The 24,023-nt window shown below is 62.5% G+C and carries 23 protein-coding genes and 1 pseudogene; 11 read left to right on the plus strand and 13 right to left on the minus strand.

Annotated features, from left to right (window positions below; genetic code table 11):
• Positions 1-72: 72 nt before the first annotated feature.
• From ACRHIG_RS06710 to ACRHIG_RS06725, 4 genes are all read right to left on the minus strand, one after another.
• Positions 73-483: a hypothetical protein gene (locus ACRHIG_RS06710; protein ID WP_489629721.1), complete on the minus strand. Its 411-nt coding sequence runs from the start codon at positions 481-483 to the stop codon at positions 73-75.
• Positions 447-659: a hypothetical protein gene (locus tag ACRHIG_RS06715; RefSeq protein WP_489629722.1), complete on the minus strand. Its 213-nt coding sequence runs from the start codon at positions 657-659 to the stop codon at positions 447-449. Before ACRHIG_RS06715 ends, ACRHIG_RS06710 begins: the two co-directional genes overlap by 37 nt.
• Positions 660-757: 98 nt before the next feature.
• The gene (locus ACRHIG_RS06720) at positions 758-1,966 is read right to left on the minus strand and encodes a hypothetical protein (protein ID WP_475416573.1); all 1,209 of its coding nucleotides are present in this window, start codon (positions 1,964-1,966) and stop codon (positions 758-760) included.
• Positions 1,967-2,072: 106 nt separating this feature from the next.
• On the minus strand, positions 2,073-2,939 hold the full coding sequence (locus ACRHIG_RS06725; RefSeq protein ID WP_489629723.1) for an HDOD domain-containing protein: 867 nt from the start codon (positions 2,937-2,939) through the stop codon (positions 2,073-2,075).
• Here ACRHIG_RS06725 and ACRHIG_RS06730 point away from each other — a divergent pair.
• Both ACRHIG_RS06730 and ACRHIG_RS06735 read left to right on the plus strand, forming a co-directional pair.
• Positions 2,872-3,234: a hypothetical protein gene (locus tag ACRHIG_RS06730; protein WP_489630919.1), complete on the plus strand. Its 363-nt coding sequence runs from the start codon at positions 2,872-2,874 to the stop codon at positions 3,232-3,234. The two genes, ACRHIG_RS06725 and ACRHIG_RS06730, sit on opposite strands and share 68 nt — an antisense overlap.
• The gene (locus ACRHIG_RS06735) at positions 3,224-3,808 is read left to right on the plus strand and encodes a DNA-3-methyladenine glycosylase (protein WP_489629724.1); all 585 of its coding nucleotides are present in this window, start codon (positions 3,224-3,226) and stop codon (positions 3,806-3,808) included. The genes ACRHIG_RS06730 and ACRHIG_RS06735 overlap by 11 nt, the downstream gene beginning before the upstream one ends.
• On the opposite strand, the gene ACRHIG_RS06740 is transcribed toward ACRHIG_RS06735, so the two are convergent.
• Both ACRHIG_RS06740 and ACRHIG_RS06745 read right to left on the minus strand, forming a co-directional pair.
• Complete coding sequence (locus ACRHIG_RS06740) at positions 3,801-5,513, minus strand: methyl-accepting chemotaxis protein (RefSeq protein ID WP_489629725.1); 1,713 nt, start codon at positions 5,511-5,513, stop codon at positions 3,801-3,803. The genes ACRHIG_RS06735 and ACRHIG_RS06740 overlap by 8 nt on opposite strands.
• A 66-nt stretch (positions 5,514-5,579) precedes the next feature.
• Positions 5,580-6,038, minus strand: coding sequence for a cache domain-containing protein (locus ACRHIG_RS06745; protein WP_071075415.1), 459 nt, complete (start codon positions 6,036-6,038; stop codon positions 5,580-5,582).
• A gap of 283 nt (positions 6,039-6,321) precedes the next feature.
• Between ACRHIG_RS06745 and ACRHIG_RS06750 the strand changes: the two genes are divergently transcribed.
• The 6 genes from ACRHIG_RS06750 to ACRHIG_RS06775 all read left to right on the plus strand — a co-directional run bounded on the left by ACRHIG_RS06750 (position 6,322) and on the right by ACRHIG_RS06775 (position 12,032).
• Entirely contained in the window at positions 6,322-7,686 is a 1,365-nt protein-coding gene (locus ACRHIG_RS06750) for a KamA family radical SAM protein (RefSeq protein ID WP_489629726.1), read from the plus strand.
• Positions 7,687-7,688: 2 nt separating this feature from the next.
• A complete protein-coding gene (locus tag ACRHIG_RS06755; protein WP_489629727.1) occupies positions 7,689-9,035 on the plus strand; it encodes an MFS transporter in 1,347 nt (448 codons plus the stop codon).
• Positions 8,980-9,828: a fumarylacetoacetate hydrolase family protein gene (locus tag ACRHIG_RS06760; RefSeq protein WP_070291020.1), complete on the plus strand. Its 849-nt coding sequence runs from the start codon at positions 8,980-8,982 to the stop codon at positions 9,826-9,828. The genes ACRHIG_RS06755 and ACRHIG_RS06760 overlap by 56 nt, the downstream gene beginning before the upstream one ends.
• Positions 9,828-10,394 (plus strand): carboxymuconolactone decarboxylase family protein, encoded by a 567-nt coding sequence (locus ACRHIG_RS06765; RefSeq protein WP_489629728.1) that lies wholly within the window; start codon positions 9,828-9,830, stop codon positions 10,392-10,394. The genes ACRHIG_RS06760 and ACRHIG_RS06765 overlap by 1 nt, the downstream gene beginning before the upstream one ends.
• 91 nt (positions 10,395-10,485) lie before the next feature.
• Positions 10,486-11,733, plus strand: coding sequence for a S1C family serine protease (locus tag ACRHIG_RS06770; RefSeq protein WP_489629729.1), 1,248 nt, complete (start codon positions 10,486-10,488; stop codon positions 11,731-11,733).
• Positions 11,730-12,032, plus strand: coding sequence for a PDZ domain-containing protein (locus ACRHIG_RS06775; protein WP_489629730.1), 303 nt, complete (start codon positions 11,730-11,732; stop codon positions 12,030-12,032). Before ACRHIG_RS06770 ends, ACRHIG_RS06775 begins: the two co-directional genes overlap by 4 nt.
• Positions 12,033-12,088: 56 nt before the next feature.
• Here ACRHIG_RS06775 and ACRHIG_RS06780 read toward each other — a convergent pair whose 3' ends face one another.
• The 3 genes from ACRHIG_RS06780 to yjgA form a co-directional block, all read right to left on the minus strand.
• A complete protein-coding gene (locus tag ACRHIG_RS06780; protein WP_489629731.1) occupies positions 12,089-12,757 on the minus strand; it encodes an alpha/beta hydrolase in 669 nt (222 codons plus the stop codon).
• Positions 12,754-13,383: a molybdopterin adenylyltransferase gene (mog, locus tag ACRHIG_RS06785; RefSeq protein WP_070224232.1), complete on the minus strand. Its 630-nt coding sequence runs from the start codon at positions 13,381-13,383 to the stop codon at positions 12,754-12,756. Before mog ends, ACRHIG_RS06780 begins: the two co-directional genes overlap by 4 nt.
• Positions 13,384-13,472: 89 nt before the next feature.
• On the minus strand, positions 13,473-14,072 hold the full coding sequence (gene yjgA / locus ACRHIG_RS06790) for a ribosome biogenesis factor YjgA (RefSeq protein ID WP_131373528.1): 600 nt from the start codon (positions 14,070-14,072) through the stop codon (positions 13,473-13,475).
• A 92-nt stretch (positions 14,073-14,164) separates the two neighbouring features.
• On the opposite strand from yjgA, the gene pmbA reads away from it, so the two are divergent.
• The gene (pmbA, locus tag ACRHIG_RS06795; RefSeq protein WP_489629732.1) at positions 14,165-15,517 is read left to right on the plus strand and encodes a metalloprotease PmbA; all 1,353 of its coding nucleotides are present in this window, start codon (positions 14,165-14,167) and stop codon (positions 15,515-15,517) included.
• 68 nt (positions 15,518-15,585) lie between these two features.
• Here pmbA and ACRHIG_RS06800 read toward each other — a convergent pair whose 3' ends face one another.
• Complete coding sequence (locus tag ACRHIG_RS06800) at positions 15,586-16,575, minus strand: hypothetical protein (protein WP_230517095.1); 990 nt, start codon at positions 16,573-16,575, stop codon at positions 15,586-15,588.
• Between the two features lie 438 nt (positions 16,576-17,013).
• On the opposite strand from ACRHIG_RS06800, the gene ACRHIG_RS06805 reads away from it, so the two are divergent.
• Positions 17,014-19,425, plus strand: coding sequence for a TonB-dependent receptor plug domain-containing protein (locus ACRHIG_RS06805; protein WP_489629733.1), 2,412 nt, complete (start codon positions 17,014-17,016; stop codon positions 19,423-19,425).
• A gap of 15 nt (positions 19,426-19,440) precedes the next feature.
• On the plus strand, positions 19,441-20,763 hold the full coding sequence (locus ACRHIG_RS06810) for an aminotransferase class V-fold PLP-dependent enzyme (protein WP_475416560.1): 1,323 nt from the start codon (positions 19,441-19,443) through the stop codon (positions 20,761-20,763).
• Between the two features lie 36 nt (positions 20,764-20,799).
• Here the strand turns inward: ACRHIG_RS06810 and ACRHIG_RS06815 are convergent, their stop codons facing one another.
• The 3 genes and pseudogenes from ACRHIG_RS06815 to ACRHIG_RS06825 form a co-directional block, all read right to left on the minus strand.
• Complete coding sequence (locus ACRHIG_RS06815) at positions 20,800-21,675, minus strand: cytochrome-c peroxidase (RefSeq protein ID WP_489629734.1); 876 nt, start codon at positions 21,673-21,675, stop codon at positions 20,800-20,802.
• Positions 21,676-21,749: 74 nt separating this feature from the next.
• Positions 21,750-22,001, minus strand: a pseudogene (locus tag ACRHIG_RS06820) (cytochrome c peroxidase); the annotation flags it as partial.
• A 164-nt stretch (positions 22,002-22,165) separates the two neighbouring features.
• Entirely contained in the window at positions 22,166-23,875 is a 1,710-nt protein-coding gene (locus ACRHIG_RS06825) for a methyl-accepting chemotaxis protein (RefSeq protein WP_489629735.1), read from the minus strand.
• Positions 23,876-24,023: the final 148 nt, after the last annotated feature.

The raw sequence follows: 24,023 nt of genomic DNA on the forward strand, positions 1-24,023 counted from the left end.
CAGGCGGCCCCGTGCATGAGGCGCTGCGCCTGTACCTGCGATACTGGCGCCGCCAGAACCAGGCGATGCAGATCAGGCCCAGCACGGATGGCGCCAGTTGCGTCCAGAGCTGGCCCATGCGCAGCAAGTTGCCCGCGGCGGCCGAAAGCATGGCGAACAGCGAAGCGAGCAACTTGTAGATGTGTTCATAACGCCATAACACGCGATGCCAGCGGCGGGGAAAGGCCCAGCGCGCGCCGTCGTAGACGAGGATGGTGGCGAGGCCCCCAGCGATGACAGTACGACGAGGGCTTGCTGTCCGGACGCATCGTGCTGCAGGCGCAGCAGGATCAGCCCGCCCGCCAGCAGCGCCGCTGCCGTCATCGTGCCGTCGACGGCTTGCGGACCGGCATCGCGCGTGTAGATGGCGCGCCAGCCGCTCAGCAGCTGGTACAGCACCAGCACGGTCAGCACGGCAAAGACGGGGCGATAGTCAAACAGCACAGGTTGCCGAGGGCGGCCGTGGCGCAGACCAGCAAGGTCAGCCAGGCGAACAGCCTGCCGCGGCGACGGTGCTGCGGAGTGCCCTTGGCGGTCGCCAGCAGGAACAAGCCCAGGCCGATGGCGGCGTTGCCGGTCAGCACATGGGTGGCAATATTGATCAGTTGTGGCTGGGGCATGCGCTTCTCCGGACGGTGCGCCTGGCTGGTCGCACGCTAACGGGAGATGGTATCTTGATAACTGCCGCATGTCGAGATGGCGGGCGGCAGGGGCGAACTCAGGCAGGCGCGTAAGGCTGCGCTTCCAGCGGCTGCCCCTTGGCATCGAATTTCAGCGCCACGGACAAGCTGGTGACGCCGATGGTGGCCAGCGCGTCGCAGATGTCGTCGACTTCGTCCTGCAGGTCGGCGGCCAGGTCCAGCGGCTTGTCTGCGCTGTGCAGCAACTGGCCGCCCGCCGTGCTGACGTTGACGCGCAGCAGCATTTCGCCATGTTCATCGGCCGGGCCGACGACCACCGAGACGTCGCCCGCGTCCACCTTGTTTTCCGCCAGTGCATGATTGATGCCGGACATCATCTGCAGCATCGCATACTCGCTCATGCCTTGTTCCTTGCCACCGTGGAACAGATCCTGGTACAGAAAACTCACTTCCAGGGTACTGCCGGCCGGCGCCAGGCAGCGTTTCACCAGGTCGCCCACTTCCGTCGTCCACTGCTGGTAGCGGGCCATGCGCGCATCGAACCAGGCGTCGAGCGCCGCTTCATCCTTCGGTTCCGCATAGAACGGGTCGTCCACGCGCTTCAAGGCAAAGCCCAGCAGGAAGCGCAGTTCGACGGCCGTGTCCTGCGGGCCGAAAGCCGTCTCGCTCCAGCCGACGATGCTGCTTTCCAGACCCGGCGTGGCGACGATTTTCTTGTCCGTCATCGATGAATAGGCATCGCGCACCATGTCGTGCAGGTGGCTGTAGGTGATGCGGTCGATCTCGTTGAGGTCGTAGGCATGGCTCATCAGGACCACCTTGGCCTTGGCGCTTTCCAGTTGCGCCTGCTGGAAACTCTTCACCAGCGCTTCGAACGCGTCCTGGTCCTGGAAACTGTCCGCTTCCCGCAGGCCGCCCGTGCTTTGCACCAGCAGGGGCACGACGAAGGCGTTGATTTCCATGGCCGGGGCATTCTCGCGGCGGATCACGGAAACGGCAGCCGCTTCCTCGATATGGCTGCGCAGGTACTGGTAGGCGCCCACGTCCTCGTACTTGGCACGCTCGATGGCGTCGTACAGGATTTCATCCTTCTTTTGATTCAGGGCCTTGCGGATCAGGCGGCCGAACTCGACGGCTTGCTCGGCCAGCACCGTGCCCTGCGATTCGCTGTCTTCCTGCTCCGCCAGGTTCAGCGCCATCGTGCACAGCATGCGTGTGACGGACTCGTCCTTGTCTTCGGGCGTGTTGGCGGATTTACGGGGGACAGGGCGCTTATTTTTGGGCATGGCGATCAAGAGGTTAAGAAATACGGGTCAGGCAAACGGAAACGGGCGCCAGGACTCTGCCAGGCGCCGGGACGGATCATACAGGCGGACGCGGCCGCCTGATACCTCAATGGTCGGTATCGAACATCTCGTGCAGCTCGTCGAGCAGGTCGGCGGCTTCTTCCTGCGACAGGCCAAGATGCTGGCAAGCAAGTTCGCCGCCCTTGTCCCACTCGAGCGAAGTACTGTTGCCATGGTAGCGCTGAATGCCCTTTTCGGCCAGCAGCGACAGGGCGACGAGCGAGCGGATGGCGTCGTCCGTGGACGGGTCGGCCAGCACCGTGTAGTCGTGGTGGTGCAAAATCGCCCAGGAGACGTCGGAGGACAGGCCCCAGTTGCGCGCCAGCAAGCAGCCGATGGCCGCATGGTTGGTCTGGTGGCGCGCGTCTTCCAGTGTCGTAAAACAATTGTGCGCATCGTTGGCCGCCGCCGCGTACGTCTTGACATAGTCGGGGAAGCGGTTCATCAACAGCGGCACGCCGATGTCGCAGAACAGGCCGAAGGTATGCGCGATGTCGGGCGGGGCGATGCGCAGCTTGCGCGAGGTAAATACCAGGGCGCGCGCGCGCTTGGCCGACACATCCCAGAAATTGGTCAGTTCCACGCCTTCCGCTTCCAGCGCCTGGCGCGCCAGCAAGCCCGTCATCATGGCGCTGCACTGGTTGATACCGAGAAAGTTGATGCCTTGCTCGACGGATTTGGCTTTGCGCGCGGCGCCATAGAACGGTGAATTCGCCAGTTTCAGCAGGGCGCCCGACATGCCGACGTCGTCGGCGATGATGCGCGCGATGCGGCGCGGCGACGGGTCGTCTTCCGCCAGTTCGCGCTGCAGGTCGACCAGCAGGCTGGGACGCGGTGGGATACGGATGGAACGCATCAAGGCGTCAACCGGATCTTCCTGCACTACCTGCTTTTGCGCTGCCGCTCTCATCATCACGCTTTCATCATCATTTTTGTGTCCGGTGCTTATTCTGTCGCGCGCTGCCGCTGCCCGCCTCATGAGCGTCTGGCGCAGTGCCCGACGATTATCGCTGTTTATGCATGGCAATAGTTCATATCTGCAATATATTGTCGCAAAAATCCCCGTTTTGGCCTGGTCCGGCCGCCATTTTCGTCATTTTACGACGCTGCCCATCCCGATATCCGTGATAAAAAGTTCAAGTTTTATTTGTTTTCAAGGCGGGGGTGAGGCGTGCGGTGGACAGCGCGGCGGTACAATTGCCGGATGAAAAAATCCTCGCGGGTATCGATTTTGCGGACGATTCCAGCAGCGTGGCGCGCCAGCTGATCGGCGTGACCGTGCTGGTCGACGGCGTGGGCGGGCGCATCGTGGAAACGGAAGCGTATGACCGGCTGGACCCCGCTTCGCACACGTATGGCGGCATGACGCCGCGCAATGCGGCCATGTTCGGCCCGCCCGCGCACGCCTATGTCTACCGCTCGTACGGCATCCACTGGTGCCTGAACTTTGTGTGCCGCGAAGCGGGGCATGGCGCGGGCGTGCTGATCCGCGCCATCGAACCGCTCGTGGGACTCGATGCCATGCGCGAGCGGCGCGGCGTTGAGGATGCGCGGCTGCTGTGCTCGGGACCGGGCAAGGTGTGCCAGGCGCTCGGTGTGAGCCATCTGCAGAACCGGCTGGCGCTCGATGCGCCGCCCTTCATGCTGCTGGCCCGCGAGGACGAGGTTGCTGTACAGGCGGGACCGCGCATCGGCATTTCCAGGGCGATGGAGACGCCGTGGCGTTTCGTGCTGGCCGGCTCCGCTTATCTGAGCAAACCGATGCGCGCGCCCGTCATCTAGTTACCTTCCTGCCCGCGCCGGCGCGGGGCGCATCCTTGGCGCCACGCATGCCGGGCATGCCGCGCAGCGGACTGTGCAGCGCGCGCCGTTCCCGGGCGGGCATCCTGGCGGGGTCTTGAAAGGCGTCGTCTTCGGCGCCGGCGGGCGTGGCCGGCGCGGCTGGATCCAGGGTGAACACGCTGACCGCCGCCGACAGTTTGACGGCCTGGTCCTGCAGGCTGGCCGCCGCCGCTGCCGCCTGCTCCACCAGGGCCGCGTTTTGCTGCGTGACGTCATCCATCTGCGCCACGGCCAGGTTCACTTCCGTGATGCCCGACGCCTGCTCGGCGCTGGCCTCTTTGACGCGCTGGATGATCTCGTTGACTTGCTGCACCGAGGCCACGATGGCGCCCATGCTGTCGCCCGCCTGCTGCACGGCCACGCTGCCGCCGTCGATGGTGGTGACGGACGTGGCGATCAGGGTCTTGATTTCCTTGGCCGCCTGCGCCGAGCGCTGCGCCAGGGTGCGCACTTCCGACGCCACGACGGCAAAGCCGCGGCCTTGTTCGCCCGCGCGCGCCGCCTCCACCGCGGCGTTCAGCGCAAGGATATTGGTTTGGAAGGAAATACCGTCGATCACGCCGATAATATCCACGATCTGGCGCGAATTGGCCCGTATCGTCGCCATCGTCGCCACCGCCTGCTGCATCGACGTGCCCCCTTGCACGGCCAGGGTGGACGCTTGCCCCGCCAGCTCGCAGGCCAGCTGGGCGTTGTCCGCATTGTTGTTGACGGCTTCCGTCAAGGTTTCCATGGCGCTCGACGTTTCTTCCAGCGAACTGGCTTGCATTTCCGTGCGCGCCGACAAGTCCAGATTGCCGGTGGCTATTTCGCGCGAGGCCGTGTCGATCGATTGCACGGCGCCCATGATGGTGCGCAAGGTCTGGTTCAGGTGGGCGATGGTCTGGTCCAGCACGCGCGACGTGGCGGCGATTTCGTCGTTGCCCGGCTTGGGGGCGCCGGCCATCAGCTTGCCTGCCGCCAGGTCTTGCACGGCGTCGGCAATGCCGCGGATTTCCACCAGCATGGCGCGGCGTACCAGCATGGTCACCACGATGGAGACGAGGATGGACAGCAGGACGGTCAGCAGCAGGCTCCAGCCCAGGCTGCGGAACTCGGCGCTGGCCGTCGCATGGGCCTGGCTGCTGAGCTTTGTTTCCAGGGCCGACAGCTGCGCCAGCTGCGTATTGAACTGGACGAATTGGGTTTCCGCCTTGAGCATGGAATTGGTGGCGATCGACTGGTCCATCTGCGCCATTTCCATGGTTTCCAGCACGGCCTTGCGATAGCCGGCCAGGGCCGCGATGGCCGCATCGACCAGGGTGCGCTCGGCGCCCGTGGCCGTGGAACGCAAGGTGGCCAGCTGGGCGCCGATGGCCGCGTGGCGCGCCTTGATCTGTTGCTCTAGCGCATCGAGGCGAGCCTTGGCGAAGCTGCCATTCGTCCACGACAGCAACTGGTACATATTGCCATGCACATGCTTGGCGTCGCCGACGACGTCGGCGGCCGCTTTCAAATGCGCGATGCGTACCAGCACCATGTTTTCCAGCGAGGCATTTTGCCGTACCATGCCATACCAGGCGCCGGTCGAGCTGAGTATCAGCAGCAGCAAGACCAGGGTGGGCGCCAGCAACAATTTTGGTCCGATGCGTAATTGATTGAGCATGCTTGACTCCTGGCTATGGCTGTTCAACGCGCAGGCGGCGCGCTGCGCGCGCGCGCCGCCCCTGCCCTATTTTTTGTAGATGCCCGCTTCCAGCACCACATCGTTGACGCGCAGAATGTACGTGGTCTTCGGCTCGATCTTGCCGCTGGTGGGATTCTTGTACTGATAATCGACCCAGCCCTTGCCCTGCTTTTGCGCCAGCTCGATGATTTCACGCCGATATTTCTTGCCGTTCGCATCCGGCACATCCGTCAAGTCCTTGCCCACGATGGAAGGATTGATGGGGTGGGCCAGCACGATGCCCGTCTTGATGTCGCGCATGTCCACATACAGCGAACCCTGCACGAAGTCGGGATCTTTCGCCGTGATTTTCTTCATCATTTCTTCCTTGCCATGCGCCTTCATGAAGGCGGCGCCCCGTTCGGCCATGGCGATGGCGTCTTTCTCCGTTGGTTCGACCGCGGCGTTGACGCTGCCGCCTGCAAATGCCAGGCACAGCAGGCTACCCGTGAATAAGCGTTTCATGAAAGCTCCTTGTGATATCGAGGGATGTGTTGCCAAGTCGTAATTTACGTCGCCGACGGTGCCGTCAAATTGCGATGGAACAAACTAAGGTGTTGCTTGTAGGCAGCGTGCAACGTATCGAGAGGCTTGTTGATATGTAGCAATTTGATTCCGAGTGGCAAGAACTATGATGACTTTCATAGCATGCCGAGGTGGACTGGCATGGGGGAGGAAGAGGCTGAAATTGGCCGCTATACGGCCGACTTCATGAAAGTTGTCGCTATTTACAGGCAAGGAGCCGATCGTGTCCGCACTCATTACCGAGCCGTTTTCACCCAAGTTCAAGCCATATACGCGGCAAACCATTCAACAGGCGCGGCAGTGGGAATGGCTGCCGGAAGAGCAACGCGAAGCCGTGCAAGTGGTCTCGCACGTCTTGCCGTTTCGTACCAATGAATATGTGCTCGATCAGTTGATCGACTGGAACAATATCCCTGACGATCCCATCTACCGCCTCGTCTTTCCCCACCGCGACATGCTGCCGCCAGAGCAGTATGCGCACCTGCGCGACCTGGTGCTGGTGCGGCGCGACAAGGCGGCCATCGACGCCTATGTGCATGGCTTGCGCCTGGGAATGAATCCCCATCCTGCCGGGCAAATGACGCATAACGTGCCGAGGGTCAACGATGCGCCCGTGCGCGGCCTGCAGCATAAGTATGCGCAAACGGTGCTGTTTTTTCCCAGCGCGGGCCAGACCTGCCACGCGTATTGCACTTTCTGTTTTCGCTGGCCCCAGTTCGTCGGCATGGACGACATGAAGTTCGATGCGCGCGAGTCGCATGAGCTGGCCGCCTACCTGAAACTGCATCCGGAAGTGACGGACGTGCTGATCACGGGCGGCGATCCGATGATCATGAACACGCGGCAACTGGCCGCCTACCTGGAGCCGCTGCTGGCGCCGGGCCTGGAACATATCCAGAACATCCGCATCGGCACCAAGGCGGTGGCGTATTGGCCGCAGCGCTTTGTCTCGGACCGCGACGCGGATGACTTGATGCGCCTGTTTGAGCGCATCGTCAAGGCGGGCAAGAACCTGGCCGTGATGGGCCATTACAGCCATGCCGTCGAGCTGCGCCAGGACATCGCGCAGCAAGCCGTGAAACGCATCGTGTCCACGGGCGCCACCTTGCGCATGCAGGGGCCGCTGATCCGCCATATCAACGAAGATCCGGCAAGCTGGGCCGAGCTGTGGCAGACGGGTACGCGCCTGGGAGCGATTCCGTATTACCTGTTTGTCGAACGCGACACGGGCCCGCGCGGCTATTTCGAGTTGCCGCTGGCGAAGGCGCACGAGATTTTCCAGGCTGCCTACCAGATGGTGTCGGGCCTGTCGCGCACGGTGCGGGGACCGTCCATGAGCGCCTTTCCCGGCAAGATCGTCATCGACGGCGTCGTCACCATCAATGGCGAAAAACTGTTTGCCCTGCAATTTTTGCAGGCGCGCAACCCGGACTGGGTGCGCCGGCCGTTTTATGCGAAGTTCGATGCGGAAGCGACGTGGATGGACGATTTGAAGCCGGCTTTTGGCCACGATAAATTCTTCTTCGAGATGGATGACCCTGTGCCGCAGTTGCCGCATAAAATCATCCGCCTGGCGCAGGCTGCCTGAGCATGTCTGCCGCCGGTGCGCCTGCCCGCTCCGGTCTGGCCGTGTTTTGTCTCGTATTCCTGCCGTTTGCGCTCGGGCATTACCTGTCGTGCCTGCTGCGCGGCGTGAATGCCGTGCTGACGGCGGAATTGCTGGGCGCCATCGCCCTGACGCCAGCGCAGCTGGGCCTGCTGACCAGCGCCTTTTTCCTCGCCTTTGCGCTGGTGCAATTACCAGTCGGCATGGCGCTCGACCGCTACGGCCCCCGTACGGTGCAACTGTGGCTGCTGGCGCTGGCGGCCCTGGGCGTGTGGCTGTTCAGCCGGGGCCACAGCTTTGCCGAGCTGATGTGGGCGCGTGCCCTGATGGGGGCGGGGCTGGGCGGCTGTTTCATGGCCGCCGTGAAAGCGATCTCGTGCGCCATCGCGCCGGCGCGCCTGCCGTCCGTGCACGGTTACCTGATCGCCGTGGGCGGCCTGGGCGCGGCCACGGCCACCATCCCCGTCAAGCTGGCCCTGCATTACACGGACTGGCGCGGCGTGTTCCTGGGCCTGGCGCTGGCGGCGCTGGCCATCGGTTTGCTGATCCGCCTGCTGTCGCCGGCCATGCCCGCGCGTGCCGCAGGCATGCATAAGGCGAGCAAGGTCAGCGTCTGGAGCGTGTACCGCGATCCCGGCTTTCGCCGCACCATCGCGCTGATCCTGCTGCCGCACACGGTGTTCTTTGGCGTGCAGGGCTTGTGGGTGGGGCGCTGGCTGGCCGACGTGGGCGGCTTGTCCGATGACAGCGTGGCGTATCTGCTGTACCTGGGCATGGCGGCCGTCATCTTCGGCGCCATCGGCATGGGCATGCTGACGGAATGGGCAGGGCGGCGCGGTATCGCACCCATGCAGGCGGCCGCCGGCATCGTCCTGTTTGTCGCCGTGCAAGTGGCGATGGCCTGCAATGTCGTGCCCGGCCTGCCTTTGCTGTCCGTGCTGTTTACCTTGCTGGGCACGGTGACGGGCCTCGAATACGCGATCGTCGCGCAAAGCATGCCGGCCAGCTTGACGGGCAGGGCGGCCACCTGTTTGAATTTGCTCATTTTTACGGGCGCCTTCCTGGTGCAGGCGGGCTTTGGCCTGATCCTCGGCTGCTGGCCCCTGAACAGCTTGCAGCAGTACCCGCCGCAGGCGTATCAGGTGGCGTTTGGCGTGCTGGCGGCCTTGCAACTGCCGGGACTTGCGATGTTTTTCATCAACCGCTACAGGCGTGCCGGGCCATCCGGTAAAATGGCAGCCTGCACAGCGGCAATGATCAACTCCAAGGAAGACTATGAAACTCGTTCGTTATGGACGTCCAGGCAAGGAAAAACCGGGCCTGATCGATGAAGAAGGCAAACTGCGCGACCTGTCCGGCGTGATTGCCGATATTGACGGCGCACAACTGTCCGACAAGGCCCTGCGCAAGCTGGCCAAGCTCGACGAAAAGACCTTGCCCCTTGTGCGCGGCAACCCGCGCTTCGGCGTGCCGCTGGCGAAGGTCGGCAAGTTCATCGGCATCGGCCTGAACTACGCGGACCACGCGGCCGAATCGGGCATGCCGATCCCGGCCGAGCCGATCGTCTTCATGAAGGCAATCACTTGCCTGAACGGCCCGGACGACAATGTCGTGCTGCCGAAAGGCTCGAAAAAGACGGACTGGGAAGTGGAGTTGGGCGTGATCATCGGCACGCGCGCGCAATACGTGAGCGAAGAAGACGCGCTGAAATACGTGGCCGGTTACTGCGTCGTCAACGACATTTCCGAGCGCTCGTTCCAGCTGGAACGGGGCGGCCAGTGGGATAAAGGCAAGGGCTGCGACACCTTCGGTCCTGTCGGCCCGTGGCTGGTGACGCGCGATGAAGTCATCGACGAGCAAGACCTGGACCTGTACCTGGAAGTCAACGGCAAGCGCATGCAGACGGGCAATACGCAAACCATGATTTTTACTGTCGCGCAGATCGTCAGCTACCTGTCGCAATTCATGACCCTGGAACCGGGCGACGTCATCGCCACGGGCACGCCGCCGGGCGTGGGCCAGGGCCGCAAGCCGCAGCGCTTCCTCAAAAAAGGCGACAGCCTGCGCCTGGGCATCGCCGGCCTGGGCGAGCAGCAGCAGGACGTCGTCGCCTGGACGGCCTGATGGCCGGTAGCAATATCGACCGTTTGCCCGCGTTGCCGCTGGACCGGCTGGACCCGCAGCAGCGCGCCGCCGCGCAAGCCATCATCGACGGCCCGCGCGGGGCCCTGTACGGCCCCTTCGTGCCCCTGATCCGCAGTCCCGAGCTGATGGAAGCGGCGCAGCGCATGGGAGAGTATTTGCGCTACCGCAGCGCCATCGGCACGCGCCTGTCGGAGCTGGCGATCCTGGTGACGGCGCGCCAGTGGGACCAGCAAGTCGAGTGGGCCATCCACGCGCCGCTGGCCGTGCAGAACGGTATCGCGCAAGCGGCCGTGGACGCCATCGCCGCGCGGCGCGTACCGCTTGCCCTGAAGGAAGACGAGCAAGCCGTGCATGACTTCTGCATCGAGCTGCAGCAGAACAAGCGCGTCAGCGACGCCACGTATGCGCGGGCGCTGGTGCTGTTCGGCGAGCACGGCGTGGTCGACTTGATGGGCATCAATGGCTATTACACCTTCCTGGCCATGGTGATGAATGGGGCGCAGACGGCCGTGCCGGCCTTGGGCGTTACGCCTTTGCCCGATTAGAATAGTTCTTCGGGCAAAGATGGACAAAATGTAATGAAGTTGCAATTATTCAATATATAATTTTGCTTCCCTTCCATTGCCCATTAGCTCAATGAAAACTCGTCCGTGCATCACCCTGATGGGCCGCGCCTTCCTGGCGCTGGCCCTTTCTTTTTCTCCCTTGATGACGCTGCGCGCGCTTGCCGCCGAGACCGCCGCCAGCGCTTCGGCACTGGAAAATTCCGTCGTCAAGGTGTTTTCCACCCTGCGCGGGCCGGACCCGTATAAACCCTGGAGCAAGGCCGCGCCGCAGGAAGTGACGGGCTCCGGCGTCGTCATCGAAGGCCGCCGCATCCTCACCAATGCGCACGTGGTCGGCTATGCCAGCCAGGTGCAGATCCAGGCGAATGGCGCGGGCGACAAGATACCGGCGACCGTGCTGGCCATTTCGCGCGGCATGGACCTGGCCTTGCTGAAGATCGACGACGACAGTTTTTTCGCCAGCCACAAGGCGGTGCCGCGCGCGAACGTCTTGCCGGACGTGCGCGATGCCGTGCTGGCGTATGGCTATCCGACGGGCGGCACCTCGCTGTCGATCACCAAGGGCATCGTGTCGCGCATCGAATTCGTGCGCTACAACTTTCCCGTCTCCGGCCTGCGCATCCAGATCGATGCGGCCATCAACCCCGGCAATAGCGGCGGCCCCGTGATTGCGGGCGACAAGATGATCGGCCTGGCCTTTGCCGGCATGCTCAATGCGCAAAACATCGGCTACATTATTCCCAACGAGGAAATCGAGCTGTTCCTGCGCGACCAGGAAAGTGGCGCGCCCAAGGGCAAGCCGGCCATGCGCGACGTGACGCAAACGCTGGAAAATCCCGCGCTGCGCACGTATTTGAAACTGGCCAAGGGTGTCGAGGGCGCCGTCGTGATGACGCCGGCCAGCAAGGATGCCGCCTATCCGCTCAAGGAGTGGGATGTCATCACGCATATCGGTGAATTTCCTATCGACAACCAGGGCATGGTCAAGCTGAATGCCAACAGCCGCGTGCGCTTCCAGTACCGCGTGCAGCAGCTGGCGAAAGACGGGCAATTGCCGTTGACGGTGGTGCGCCAGGGCGCGCCCCTGAAAATCAAGGTGCCCGTCTCGGCGGCGCACCCGATGCTCATCAGCGGTCTGCAGGGCAACTATCCGTCCTATTTCATCTTCGGCCCGATGGTGTTTTCGCGCGCCACCACGGAATTCATGGCCGCGCCGAATGGCAACCCGGCAATGTTGGGCGGCATGGCGTTTGCCGGCAATCCACTGGCCACGCGGCGCGGGATGCGCCCGACAGTGAGCGCGAAGAGCTGGTGGTGATCGCCGCGCCGTTCTTCCCGCACAAGCTGATGAACGGCTACAGCACCCGTTTCTTCTCGGTCGTCGATTCCGTCAATGGCGTGCGCGTGCGCAGCCTGGCGCACCTGGTGGCCTTGCTGCGCGACCAGACGGACGAATTGCTGACGTTCCGCTTCCAGCAGCGCGATGCGGAAATGCTCGTCGTGCCCCGCAAGGACATGCTGGCAGCGACGGAATCGGTGCTGACGGACAACGGTATCCGTTCGGAAGCGTCGCCCGACATGTTGAAAGTCTGGAATGAAAAAACGCCGGCGAACTGATCGTTCCCGGCGTTCCGAATGACAACAGGCGCGGCGCACACCGCGCCTGTTTTACTTTAAACCAATACTTTTTTCAGCCAGGCGCCGATGGCGTCGATTTCTTCCTGGCACAGCGAGTGCTGCATCATGTATTCGTGCCATTCCACCTTGTAACTCATGCCGGTGAGCAAGTCGCGCGATTGCTGCGCGCGGGTAATCGGCACCACGGGGTCGGCCGTGCCATGCGCCATGAAGATGGGCGTCTGCAGGCTGGCTGGCGTGCGCTCAAGAGCCGTCTTGTCGGCCAGCGGCAGGTAGCCGGACAGGCACATCAGGCCGGCCAGCGGTTCCGCGTGGCGCAAGCCCGTTTGCAGGGTCATGGCGCAGCCTTGCGAGAAGCCGGCCAGGATGATGCGGCTGGCGGGAATGCCGCGCGCCTTTTCGCGCGCAATCAGCGCTTCGATTTGTCCCTGCGAGGCGCGCAGGCCGCCCTCGTCTTCGCGGCGCACGAGATCGTTCACGAGGATGTCGTACCAGGCGCGCATCACATAGCCGTTGTTGATGGTGACGGGCATGGTGCCGGCGCTGGGGAAGATGAAGCGGATGGCGGGGCAGCCGCGCAAATCGAGCTCTTTGACCAAGGGCACGAAGTCGTTGCCGTCGGCGCCCAGGCCGTGCATCCAGATGATGGAGACGGTAGGGTTCGGTGCGCTGTCGAGTTCTATGGTTTCCAGCAAGGTGCTCATGTATTTTCCTCTGGTAAAGGTTGCGCCGGACGCAGCGCCGATTTGGGACGGAAGGCCTTGCAGATGGCCGGGTCGGTTTCCATGTAGGGGCCGCCGATGAGATCGATGCAATACGGCACGGCGGCAAAGATGCCATTGACCAGTTGCACGCCATCGGCATCTTTCAAGCCTTCCAGGGTTTCCTTGATGGCTTTCGGCTGGCCCGGCAAGTTCATGATCAGGCAAGCGCGCTCGGGCGTTTCACGGATCACGGCCACCTGGCGCGACAGGATCGCCGTCGGCACGAATTGCAGACTGATCTGGCGCATCTGTTCGCCGAAACCCGGCATTTCCTTGGTGCCCACGCTGAGCGTGGCGTCCGGCGTGACGTCGCGCCGTGCGGGACCCGTGCCGCCCGTCGTCAGGATCAGATGGCAGTGGTTCAGGTCGACCATGTCGATCAGGGTGTTTTCAATTTGCGAGCGCTCGTCCGGGATCAGGCGTTTTTCCAGGCGGAACGGCGTGCGGATGGCGGCGGACAGCCAGCTTTCCAGGGCCGGGATGCCCAGGTCTTCATACACGCCGCCGCTGGCGCGGTCCGAGATCGACACGAGGCCGATAATCAATTCGTCTTCTATCGTGGTCATGGGGCACCTGTCTATGTCGTAAAAAAACCGGGCTGATCCCGGTTTTTAGCTACTTTCGGGGTCAGACCCGCCGGGTCAGACCCAGTTGCTTATTCGTCTTCTTCTGGCTCGACGCCATCTTCATCGGCATCTTTCTTGCCGCTGTTGTTCTTCTTGGCGATCTCTTTCAAGATCTGGAAGATTTCGCGGTAGGCTTTCGGCGGCTTGTTCTCGGCTTGCTCCTTGCGGGCATTGCGGATCAGGGTGCGCAGGTGTTGCACGTCCAGTTCCGGGTTTTCCGACAGCAAGACGGTCAGCGCCTTGTCATCCGTCAACAGCTTGTCGCGGCGGCGTTCCATCGCGTGCATATTGGCCGTGTCGGCTTTCGACAAGCCTTTCCAGCTATCGATGGTGCGTTGGATGGCGGCAACTTCTTCCTCGTCCAGGGTGCGCATTTTCTTGCCCACGTATTGCAGCTGGCGGCGGCGGCCTTCGTGATCCTTGATTTGCTGGCATTCGAGAATGGCGTCGCGCACGTCTTCCGGCATCGGGACGCGCTTGACGCGGTCACGTGCCTCATTGACGAGTTCTTCGCCCAGCTTTTGCAGGACGGTCATCTGGCGCTTGAGTTCCGATTTCGACGGACGTTCATATTCCTGTTCGAATTCGGTGGATTGGAAGCCGCAAGCTCCCCGGTTTGGATTTGGCATGATAAGGCGGGATTGGCCGCGTAGGCCGCACCTGTAAACTGTAAACGACTGCTATGATAACCTTTTTAGCGGCTTTCCGAAGAAAACAGCGCATGAACGACTCCGTATTTACCCATAGTCAAGAGCAATTGCAGCAACTGGCCCGTGATGTGTTGTCTTTTGCGCGGGAAGCGGGCGGCACCGACGCTGCCGTCGAAGTCAGCGAAGGCGGCGGCCTGTCCGTTTCTGTACGAAAGGGCAAGATCGAGACGATCGAGCAAAACAAGGACAAGGGCATGGGCGTGACCGTGTTTGTCGGCAAGAAACGCGGCAATGCCAGCACCTCCGACTTTTCCCCTGCCGCCCTGCGCGCCACGGTGGACGCCGCCTACAATATCGCCCGCTTCACGGCCGAGGACGATTGCGCGGGGCTGGCCGACGCCGACATGCTGGAAATGTCCCCCCGCGACTTGCAGCTGTTTTATCCTTGGCTGATTTCCGCCGAGGAGGCCGTCGCCCTGGCCCAGCGGGCCGAGGCGGCCGCGTTCGCCGTCGATCCGCGCATCACGAACAGCGAGGGCGCCAGCGTGCACGTGCAGCAATCGCACTTTGTGTCCGCCAATTCGCGCGGCTTCATCGGCGGCTACCCGTTTTCGCGCCACACGCTGTCCGTGGCGCCCATCGCCGGCAGGGGCGCCAAGATGCAGCGCGACGACTGGTATTCGTCCGTGCGCGACGCCGCCAAGATGTCGAGCCCGGAAGCCATCGGCCGCTACGCCGCCGAGCGCGCCCTGTCGCGCCTGAACGCGCGCAAGCTGGGCACGCGCACCTGTCCCGTGCTGTTTGAGGCGCCGCTGGCGGCTGGTTTGCTGGGTACCTATGTGCAAGCGACCTCGGGCGGCGCCCTGTACCGCAAATCCACGTTCCTGAACGATTCCCTGGGCACGCAGGTGCTGCCGTCGCACGTGCAGATCTTCGAAGACCCGCACGTGATCGGCGGCGTCGGTTCCGCGCCGTTCGACGAAGAGGGCGTCAAGACTGTCAGCCGCGACGTCGTCAAGGATGGCGTGGTGCAAGGCTATTTCCTGTCGACTTATACGGCCCGCAAGCTGGGCATGCAGACGACGGGCAATGCGGGCGGCTCGCACAATCTGTACCTGACCTCGAACCTGACGGCCGCCAGCGACGATTTCAGCGCCATGCTGAAAAAGCTGGGCACGGGCTTGCTGGTGACGGAACTGATGGGACAAGGAACCAATTACGTGACGGGCGACTATTCGCGCGGCGCCTCCGGTTTCTGGGTGGAAAACGGCGTGATCCAGTATCCGGTGGAAGAAATCACGATTGCCGGCAACATGAAGGACATGCTGCGCAACATCGTCGCCGTGGGCGCCGACACCCTGCGCCGCGGCACCAAAGAGACGGGTTCCATCCTCATCGAGAGCATGGTGGTGGCCGGCGGTTAAATCTGCCCGGTACCACCCCAGCCTGCGGCATAGCTGCCGGTTGGCTGGGGTGGTACCGCATTACCTTCTTACGTTGATTTGACGTTGACGCATGTCCAAGAAATATTCGAGGCGTCCCAGGTCGCTTTCCAGTTAATCGTCGTCTGGTCCCTGCATGCTTGCTCAGATGCAAATTTGGTATCCTGGTAGCGCTGGTAGATATAGCCGTCCTGAGGACGCCAGACGGCGCCATACCAATAGTTGTTGGCATCGACGGCGGTGGCCGGCTGTTCCAGTGGCTTATTCAGGGCCGTGTTCTTGTAATCGATAGCGGAACTGCCATCCGGGTTGAAGAGTCGAATCCACACGGAATTGTTCTGCGTACCAGCCGCATCGACTGGAATGCACATTCTCGTTTTGGCCGTGTACAGGCTATCAGGCATTGTTAGGCAGAAATATGGACTCGGCGAACCTGCTGCAATCGACCATTCCACGTTGCTGGTCGTCGTGCCGCTTGGGTCGCAGTAATTCGCGTATTTGCCCGATTTGAAGCCTTGGACATAAGTCGACGTTTGCACACCCGAAAAATACGTTCCGGATGAATTGCTGAGGGTGGGCAACACATTACGGCCTGTGACGGACATGCATGCCTTGTAGCCGGCATCGGCATACCCGATCGCCATGCCGATGGGTTGCATATTCGTATCCAGATGCAATTTCCAACTATTCCGGTATTGCAGCTTGCCACTGGCATTGCTACGTAGCAGTGAAATGACTTTGACGGATGTTGCTTGTTGCGATACTCCATTGGTAATGAATGGCGCAGACTGTCCGGATTCCTGGCTCACGATTAAGGTCGCCGTCCCCAGGCTGCCATCGTTGGATGCCAGATTCGAGATGGTCAGGTCGCTTCCCAGGAATTTATTCAATGCATCAGCGGCATTGATGGATGCCAGCACCGGTGTCGGTGGAACCACCGGTTTAGGATCCGGACTGCTGCCATTCCCGCCACCGCCTCCGCCGCCTCCGCAAGCGGCGAGCAAGCTGACGATCGCGCACAATATGCTCTGTTTCTTCATCTTTACAACCTAATATAGCGACAAGAATGCGTGTCGTTGCGCCGCCGCATTATAGGGAGTGTTGATTGTAGGAAATCTATCCAATTGTATCGATGGTCCCCCATTTGCCCTTTCATTGCCGGCGCCATGTTTTTCTTACGCTCGAATCAAAACATGGCTGCCTGGCGAGAAAAGCCGTGCTGGATGAATGATGCCGGCGGCCGGCGCAATACGTGCATGTGCTGCGTGTCGGCCAGCGTGCAGGTCTCGCTCCTCCAATAGTGATCAGCGCGTCATACGGCGGAAATATTCGCTTCGTATGATGGCGCCATCTGACGTTATCTGCGTAATTTAGATGCTTTTAATGTAAGTAAGCCGAACTTCGTGATATTTCATGCAAGATACGAGTCTTGCTGTGACGCGTCGTTGTTGATCCAACCTGCATAGTGAACCCTCCCCATGACCTGTTCCCGTACCCGCATCGCCCGCGCGGCGGCCCTGTTGTGCGCCATGAGCGCTGTCTTCGCCAGCCAGGCGCATGCCCATGGCGATGCGCCCGCCGCGCCCGTTGCTGCCAGCGATACCCTTGATGCACCGCAAGCCGTGATCGTCACCGGCACGCGCGGCAGCAACCGAACCCAGTTCGACACCATGGCGCCCGTCGATGTATTCAACCGCAGCGATATCGGCGCCGTCGAATCGTCGGACTTGAATGATGTCCTGGCGCAATTGGTTCCCTCGTATGTGGTGCAGCGCTTGCCGATGGCCGATGGGCAAGTCTTCGTGCGCCCGGCTACCTTGCGCGGCCTGTCGCCGGACCAGACCCTGGTGCTGGTCAATGGCAAGCGTTTCCACCGCAGCGCCCTGCTGGGTGCGCGCGGTGCGCAGGCGCCGGACCTGGCGCAGATTCCCGTGTCCGCCATCAAGCGCATCGAGGTGCTGCGCGACGGCGCTTCGGCCCAGTACGGCTCCGACGCGATCGCGGGTGTGATCAACATCATTCTCGAAGACACGGTCGGCACGGAAATCTCCGTGCACCATTCGCAATACTCGGAAGGCGACGGCAAGGGCAATGAGCTCAACCTGAAGACGGGCTTTGCCTTTGGCGAGACGGGCAAGGCGACGATTTTTGGCGCCCTGGCCAAGTCCGACCCCACTTCGCGCACGCGCCAGCGGGCCGACGCCATTGCTTTCCAGCAAGCGCATCCGGAACTGAAGGTGCCCAACCCCGTGCAGCGCTGGGGCCAGCCTGAACTCGACAGCAAGCGCCTCGGCTTCAATGCCGGCATGGCCCTGTCCGACACGGCGGAACTGTACGGTTTCGGCCTGTTCAGCCGCAGCGACGGTACCTCGGATTTTAATTGGAGAAATCCCGATACCAGCACGGGCGCGTATAAGACCAGCAGCCTGTTCCCCGGCTGGGACTTGCGCAGTGTATATCCGCTCGGTTTCAGCCCCAGCTATTCGAACGAGCAGGATGATGTGCAGCTGGTGGCCGGTGTGCGCGGTCACTTCAACGACCGCTTGGGCTGGGATGTGAGCGCTTCCTATGGCCGCAACCGCATCGATTACAAGCTGGCCAATTCCATCAACGCCTCGATGGGGCCGGCCAGCCCGACGTCGTTCTACCTGGGCCAGTTATCGCAGGCGGAAAAGATTCTCAACGCCAACTTCAACTATGAACTGCCCGTGGCATCGTTGCCGCAACCCGTCAATATCGCGTTTGGCGCGGAAGCGCGCAATGAAACGTACGGCGTGAAGGCGGGCGATGTAGCGTCCTGGACGGTAGGGCCGGGCGCGGCCATCGGCCTGGATGCGAATGCCAACGGCGCACCCGGTTTCAGCGGCCGCCAGTCGGGCAGCTGGGGCCAGGACAGCTATGCGGCCTACCTGGACGTGGAAGTGCCCGTCAGCAAGGCCCTGAGCCTGGGCGGCGCGGCCCGCTACGAACATTTCTCGGAATTCGGCAGCACCGTCAACGGCAAGCTGTCGGCCCGCTACGCCTTGAGCGAAGGTCTGGCCCTGCGCGGTTCCTACTCGACGGGTTTCCGCGCGCCAACGCCGGGCCAGTCGAACACCAACAGCACCAACCAGGGCCTCGACACCAAGACCCTGCTGTTGTTTACCAGTGGCCGCCTGGCCAATAGCGACCCGCTGGCCATCCTGCTCGGTGCGCAGGCGCTGAAGCCGGAGAAATCGAAGAACCTGTCGCTGGGTTTTACCTGGAAGACGCCGGCCGGCTTTTCCGGTTCCGTCGACGTGTATGACATCAAGGTCAGCGACCGCTTCAGCACGTCCGCCGCGTTTGCCGTGCCCGCTGGCGTGGCCAACCCGCTGCGCTACACCTCCGTCAGCTATTTCACGAACGACTTCGACACCACCACGCGCGGCATCGATATCGTGGCCAGCCACCTGAGCCGTATCGGTGACGGCAAGCTGAACCTGACCCTGGCCTACAACTACAACACCACCAAGGTCGACGGCGGCAAGTCCAGCCTGGTGACCAATGCAGCCCAGCGCCAGGTGTTCGAAGAGCGCCTGCCGCGCCAGAAAGCCACCATCAGCGGCAACTATGACCTGGGCAACTGGAATGCCCTGGCCCGCGTGCGCTATTACGGCGCGTGGACGGACAATTCCGGCAACGCCACGGGCGATATCTTCCAGCGCTTTGGCGCCATGCAATTTCTCGACCTGGCGGCCAGCTACAAGATCAGCGACAAGCAATCCGTGCGCGTGGGTATCGACAACGTGCTGGACAAATATCCCGATGAGGCAACCTTCCAGGCCAGCCGCGGTCTGATCTATTCGCGCAATGCGCCGTACGACACGGACGGGCGCAAGCTGTACGTCGAGTACAAAGTGACGTTCTAAGGGGGTAATGTGAATATGAATCCACAACGCCGCGCCTTGTTGCGCGCCGGTTCGCTGGCGGCGGCGCTGCCCTTGACGGCTGGCGCAGGATCGGCTGCGGCGGCGTCCGCCGCCTTGCCTCCTGCCTTGCCGCCATTGCCAGCAGTACCGGCCGGCACCACGCCGGAAGCGCTGGCCAGCAACCAGGCTTACTGGCAAGCCGTGGCCGCGCAGTACGACACCACCGATGCCATCGTGCAACTCGACAACGCCTACTGGGGCTCGATGGCCAGGCCCGTGCTGCGTCATTACGAGCAGCAACTGGCCATGGTCAACCGCGACAACGCCTGGTATGCGCGCATGCGCTTTCCCGCCGACTTCGAGGCGGCCCGCGCGGCGGCGGCCAGGGCGCTCGGCGTGGGTGTCGATGAAATCGTGCTGACACGGGGCGCCACGGAAGCGCTGCAAGTCCTGATCGCCGGCTACAACCGCCTGCAGCCGGGTGATGCGGTGCTGTACGCGGACATCGATTACGACAATATGATCACCGTCACGCGCTGGCTGCAACAGCGGCGCGGCGCCCAGGTGGTGTCCATTGCGATCCCGGAACCATTTACGTATGACAATGTTGTTGCTGCCTATGTTGCCGCCATGGAACGTCAGCCGAAGCTGAAACTGATGCTGCTCACGCATGTCAACCACCGTAACGGCATGGTCTTGCCCGTGGCCGAGATCAGCCGCCTGGCGCGCGCGCGCGGCATCGATGTGATCGTCGACACGGCGCACGGCTTTGGCCAGCTGGACATGACGATCCCCGACCTGCAGGCGGACTTTGCCGGTATCAACCTGCACAAATGGATAGGCGCGCCCGTCGGCGTGGGGGCCGCCTACATCAAGCGGGGCCGGGTGGCCGATATCGACCCCTACCTGGGAGAAAAGGCGGGCGACGATATCCGCACCCGCGTGCACACGGGCACGCTCAATTTCGCCGCCTACCTGAGCTTGCCGGCGGCGCTGGACTTGCATGCGCAGATCGGCGTGGCCAACAAGCAGGCGCGGCTGCGATTGCTGCGCAACCGCTGGGTGGAGGCGGCGCGCGGCATCGACGGCATCGAGGTGCTGGCATCGAGCGACCCGCGCCTGACGAGTGCCATCGCTTCGTTCCGCTTAAAAGGCAGGAGCAGCGCGGCAGACAGTTATGCCCTGTCGAAAAAGCTGGTGCAGGAACACGGCATCTTTGCCGTGCCGCGCGACGGTCTGGCCAGCGGCGCGTGCGTGCGCGTCACGCCGGGCATCTTTACGCCCGAGTCGCATCTGGACCGGCTGGTCGATGCCCTGCGCAAGGTGGCGCGCGGCTAGTTGCAAGGGGCGTTCCGGCGCTGGAACCCCCATGTCTTACTGCTGGACTTGATAGCCATCCGTCAAGGTGGCTAAAAACTTCACCATATCCTCGATCTCGCCCGCCGTCAGTGCGGGCGCCATGCCGCGCCTGCGGTCGAACGGCGCTTCGCTGACGTTGACGTCGGCGCGGTACCTGGCCGGTACGTCATTGAATTTCTGCACTTTTCCCCGCTTGTCGCGCGGATACCATTCTTGCGGATGCGTATCGCGCCGCACGTAGAAGCGCAAGGCATCCGTCAGGTTGTCGAACACGCCGTTATGGAAAAACACCTGGCGCGTGGCCACATTGCGCAGGCTGGGCACCTTGAAGGCGCCGCATAGCCCGGCTTTTGTTGCCAGGTCCGTGCGGTCCGGGCCGCACAAGCCCAGGTCGAAATAGGCGGGGTCGGCCGTGGCGGGAATGCGCGTATTGCGCGGCACGCCCAGATTGTCGAAACTGAAGTCCGTAAACAAGGGCGGCGCGCCATGTTCGCCCCGCACGCTGGGGTGGCAAGCGGCGCAATTGCCCTTGCGTTCATCGTTGAACAGGGCCAGGCCACGCAATTCCGCCAGCTCCAGCGGAACCTTGTTGGCCAGGTAGAGGTCATATTTGGAATCGTAGCGGTGGAAGTCCGGCTCTTCCTGCTGGAATTGCTGCAAGGCATACGTGATGCGGCGGAATGCCTGTTGCGGTTGCGTAAAGATGGCGGCGCCAAAGACATGCCGAAATACTTGCGCGTAACTGCCATTGCGCAGCCGTTCCACCACTTCATCCGTGCTGGTATTGGCCATTTCGTGCGCTGCCAGGAAAGGCCGTTCCGCCTGTTCCGCCAGGCTGGCGGCGCGGCCGTCCCAGTTGATGCCGCCGTTGGGCGCGCCTTCCTCATCCAAGCGGAAGGGCGGATTGTGTTCCAGGTAGCGCAGCGATGGCGTGGCGCGGTAACCGTGCGCCTGGCCATCGGCGCCCCCAGTTGCACGGCCAGCTGGTTGCCGGGCGCGTAAGCGTGGGCCGGGTCATGGCAACTGGCACACGACTGCTTGCCCGAGGCGGACAGGCTGGCATCGTGGAAGATGCGCCGCCCCAGCTGTGCGGCGGGGCTGAGTTCGGCCGCCGTGCCTGGCATGCCGTACAAGCCAGCAAACAAGAATATGCACACGTGTGCAAATCGGGTCGGTGAAAATCGCGCCGCAGCGCGTGGCTGGTCTTTGATGGTCATAGGTAGGAGCTTATCGGCAAGGGAAGGGACGAACAATGCTGCGCCCAGTATAGGCAGCAATGGCCGGCGTGGCAACGATTAGCGATGCTGCGCTGCGCCATGGCGGCGCGCCGCTCCCGCCGCGCTGGACGGCGGCACGGGCGGCTGGCTGCTGCCCGGTCAGGTCAGTATTGTTCCCACTCGCCTTCCGCCGCCATGGCGGGCGCGGCGCTCTTGCGGCTGGCGGGAGCGTTGGCGACGAGACGGGGCGGGACCGCCCTGGCGGCTGCGGCCTGTGGCGCTGGCTTTGGCGCCGGCCGCGCTGCTGGCGCGGCGGCTGGCAGTGCCTGCGTGCCGTCGAGCTTGAACACGCTGACGGCCTCGGCCAGGATGCCCGCTTGCTCCTGCAGCGCTTCGGACGCGGCGGCCGCTTCTTCCACGAGCGCGGCATTTTGCTGGGTCACGGCATCCATTTCCGTGATGGCCTGGTTGATCTGTTCGATCCCTGCTTCCTGCTCGTTGCTGGCGGACGTGATCTCGGCCATGATGTCCGTAACGCGTCGCACGCTGCTGACGATCTCTTCCATGGTGCTGCCCGCCTGGTTCACCAGATTGCTGCCGAGATTGACCTGGTGCACGGAATCGTCGATGAGGATCTTGATTTCCTTGGCGGCGGAGGCGGAGCGGTGGGCCAGGTTGCGCACTTCCGTGGCCACCACGGCAAAGCCCCGTCCCTGTTCGCCCGCCCTGGCCGCTTCCACGGCCGCATTCAGGGCCAGGATATTGGTCTGGAAGGCAATGCCGTCGATGACGCCGATGATGTCGACGATTTTCTTCGACGAGGCATTGATGGAGTCCATGGTCGTGATCACTTCCGCCACCACCTGGCCGCCCTTGCCGGCCACGCTGGAGGCCGATTGCGCCATCTGGTTGGCCTGGCGCGCGTTTTCGCCATTCTGCTTGACGGTCGACGTCAGTTCTTCCATCGACGATGCCGTTTCTTCCAGTGAGCTGGCTTGCTGTTCCGTGCGCGAAGACAGGTCCATATTGCCGGAGGCGATTTCACGCGAGCCGTGGGCGATGGCGTCCGTGCCATGGCGCACGCGCGCCACGATGCCTTGCAGATTATCGTTCATGTCTTTCAGGGCGCGCAGCAGCTGGCCTGTTTCATCGGTGCCGCGCGCGTCGATGGTGCCCGACAGGTCACCGGCCGCCACCCGTTGCGCCACTGTGACGGCTTCGGCGATGGGCCGGCTGATGGAGCGGCTGATCAGGACGGCCAGCGCGATGGCAATGGCCGTCGCCGCGATGGACAGGGACAAGGTCAGGATGATGGCCATGCGCCCATCGGCGGCGGCTTGCTTGCCTTCGCTTTCCATCAGCGATTCCTGGAAGCCGGTCATGGCCGCCAGTGCAGTCAAGAATTTTTCTTGGGGATAGCGCAGCTGCGTCAACAGGAAGATGCCCGCCGTTTCCGATTTGCCTTCCTGTAGTAGCTTGATGTTCGCATCGCGCGTCCTGGCATAGCTTTCGCGGCTGGTCATCACGGCCTGGAGCAGTTCCTGGCCCTTGGGCGTATTGACCATGGTTTTCAGGCGCGCCAGCAGTTCCAGGTTCTTTTTGATCGAGGCCTGAATCTTGGCCACAGAACTGCTGACTTCGTCGGCATCGTTGGCGCCGATGATGGCGATGCTCAGCAGGCGGGCCTGGATATTGACCTCGGACTGTATCGTATTCGACAACATGACCTTGACATAGCGGTCGTTGAGAATTTTTTCCGTCGATGCATTGATGTTGCGGATGCGGCTGACGGAAACAAATGCCACCATGGCAAGCAGGACAATGATCAGGCCGAAACTGAAGGTCAAACGGGTACTGATTTTAAGCTTAGACATAGATCATTCATCCTCGGCGAAAAGCGGAAAGCGTGCGCTGGGAATCGTCCCGCGGACAGGCGGTGTCCATTCAAGACGATGCTGATGCGGTCAGTTTGCGTTACAGAAAGCTAATTCGGCAGGGACAGGGCCGTGGATGCGTATTGCC

The organism is Janthinobacterium sp. C22 (genome assembly GCF_057919405.1).

What these genes read in the sequence shown, in the direction of transcription:
- ACRHIG_RS06715 (WP_489629722.1), bottom strand. Translation starts at nt 659, where the DNA reads ATGCCCCAGCCACAACTGATCAATATTGCCACCCATGTGCTGACCGGC.
- ACRHIG_RS06720 (WP_475416573.1), bottom strand. Translation starts at nt 1,966, where the DNA reads ATGCCCAAAAATAAGCGCCCTGTCCCCCGTAAATCCGCCAACACGCCC.
- ACRHIG_RS06730 (WP_489630919.1), top strand. Translation starts at nt 2,872, where the DNA reads ATGGAACGCATCAAGGCGTCAACCGGATCTTCCTGCACTACCTGCTTT.
- ACRHIG_RS06725 (WP_489629723.1), bottom strand. Translation starts at nt 2,939, where the DNA reads ATGATGAGAGCGGCAGCGCAAAAGCAGGTAGTGCAGGAAGATCCGGTT.
- ACRHIG_RS06740 (WP_489629725.1), bottom strand. Translation starts at nt 5,513, where the DNA reads ATGCTCAATCAATTACGCATCGGACCAAAATTGTTGCTGGCGCCCACC.
- ACRHIG_RS06745 (WP_071075415.1), bottom strand. Translation starts at nt 6,038, where the DNA reads ATGAAACGCTTATTCACGGGTAGCCTGCTGTGCCTGGCATTTGCAGGC.
- ACRHIG_RS06755 (WP_489629727.1), top strand. Translation starts at nt 7,689, where the DNA reads ATGTCTGCCGCCGGTGCGCCTGCCCGCTCCGGTCTGGCCGTGTTTTGT.
- ACRHIG_RS06760 (WP_070291020.1), top strand. Translation starts at nt 8,980, where the DNA reads ATGAAACTCGTTCGTTATGGACGTCCAGGCAAGGAAAAACCGGGCCTG.
- ACRHIG_RS06765 (WP_489629728.1), top strand. Translation starts at nt 9,828, where the DNA reads ATGGCCGGTAGCAATATCGACCGTTTGCCCGCGTTGCCGCTGGACCGG.
- ACRHIG_RS06770 (WP_489629729.1), top strand. Translation starts at nt 10,486, where the DNA reads ATGAAAACTCGTCCGTGCATCACCCTGATGGGCCGCGCCTTCCTGGCG.
- ACRHIG_RS06780 (WP_489629731.1), bottom strand. Translation starts at nt 12,757, where the DNA reads ATGAGCACCTTGCTGGAAACCATAGAACTCGACAGCGCACCGAACCCT.
- mog (WP_070224232.1), bottom strand. Translation starts at nt 13,383, where the DNA reads ATGACCACGATAGAAGACGAATTGATTATCGGCCTCGTGTCGATCTCG.
- yjgA (WP_131373528.1), bottom strand. Translation starts at nt 14,072, where the DNA reads ATGCCAAATCCAAACCGGGGAGCTTGCGGCTTCCAATCCACCGAATTC.
- pmbA (WP_489629732.1), top strand. Translation starts at nt 14,165, where the DNA reads ATGAACGACTCCGTATTTACCCATAGTCAAGAGCAATTGCAGCAACTG.
- ACRHIG_RS06800 (WP_230517095.1), bottom strand. Translation starts at nt 16,575, where the DNA reads ATGAAGAAACAGAGCATATTGTGCGCGATCGTCAGCTTGCTCGCCGCT.
- ACRHIG_RS06805 (WP_489629733.1), top strand. Translation starts at nt 17,014, where the DNA reads ATGACCTGTTCCCGTACCCGCATCGCCCGCGCGGCGGCCCTGTTGTGC.
- ACRHIG_RS06810 (WP_475416560.1), top strand. Translation starts at nt 19,441, where the DNA reads ATGAATCCACAACGCCGCGCCTTGTTGCGCGCCGGTTCGCTGGCGGCG.
- ACRHIG_RS06825 (WP_489629735.1), bottom strand. Translation starts at nt 23,875, where the DNA reads ATGTCTAAGCTTAAAATCAGTACCCGTTTGACCTTCAGTTTCGGCCTG.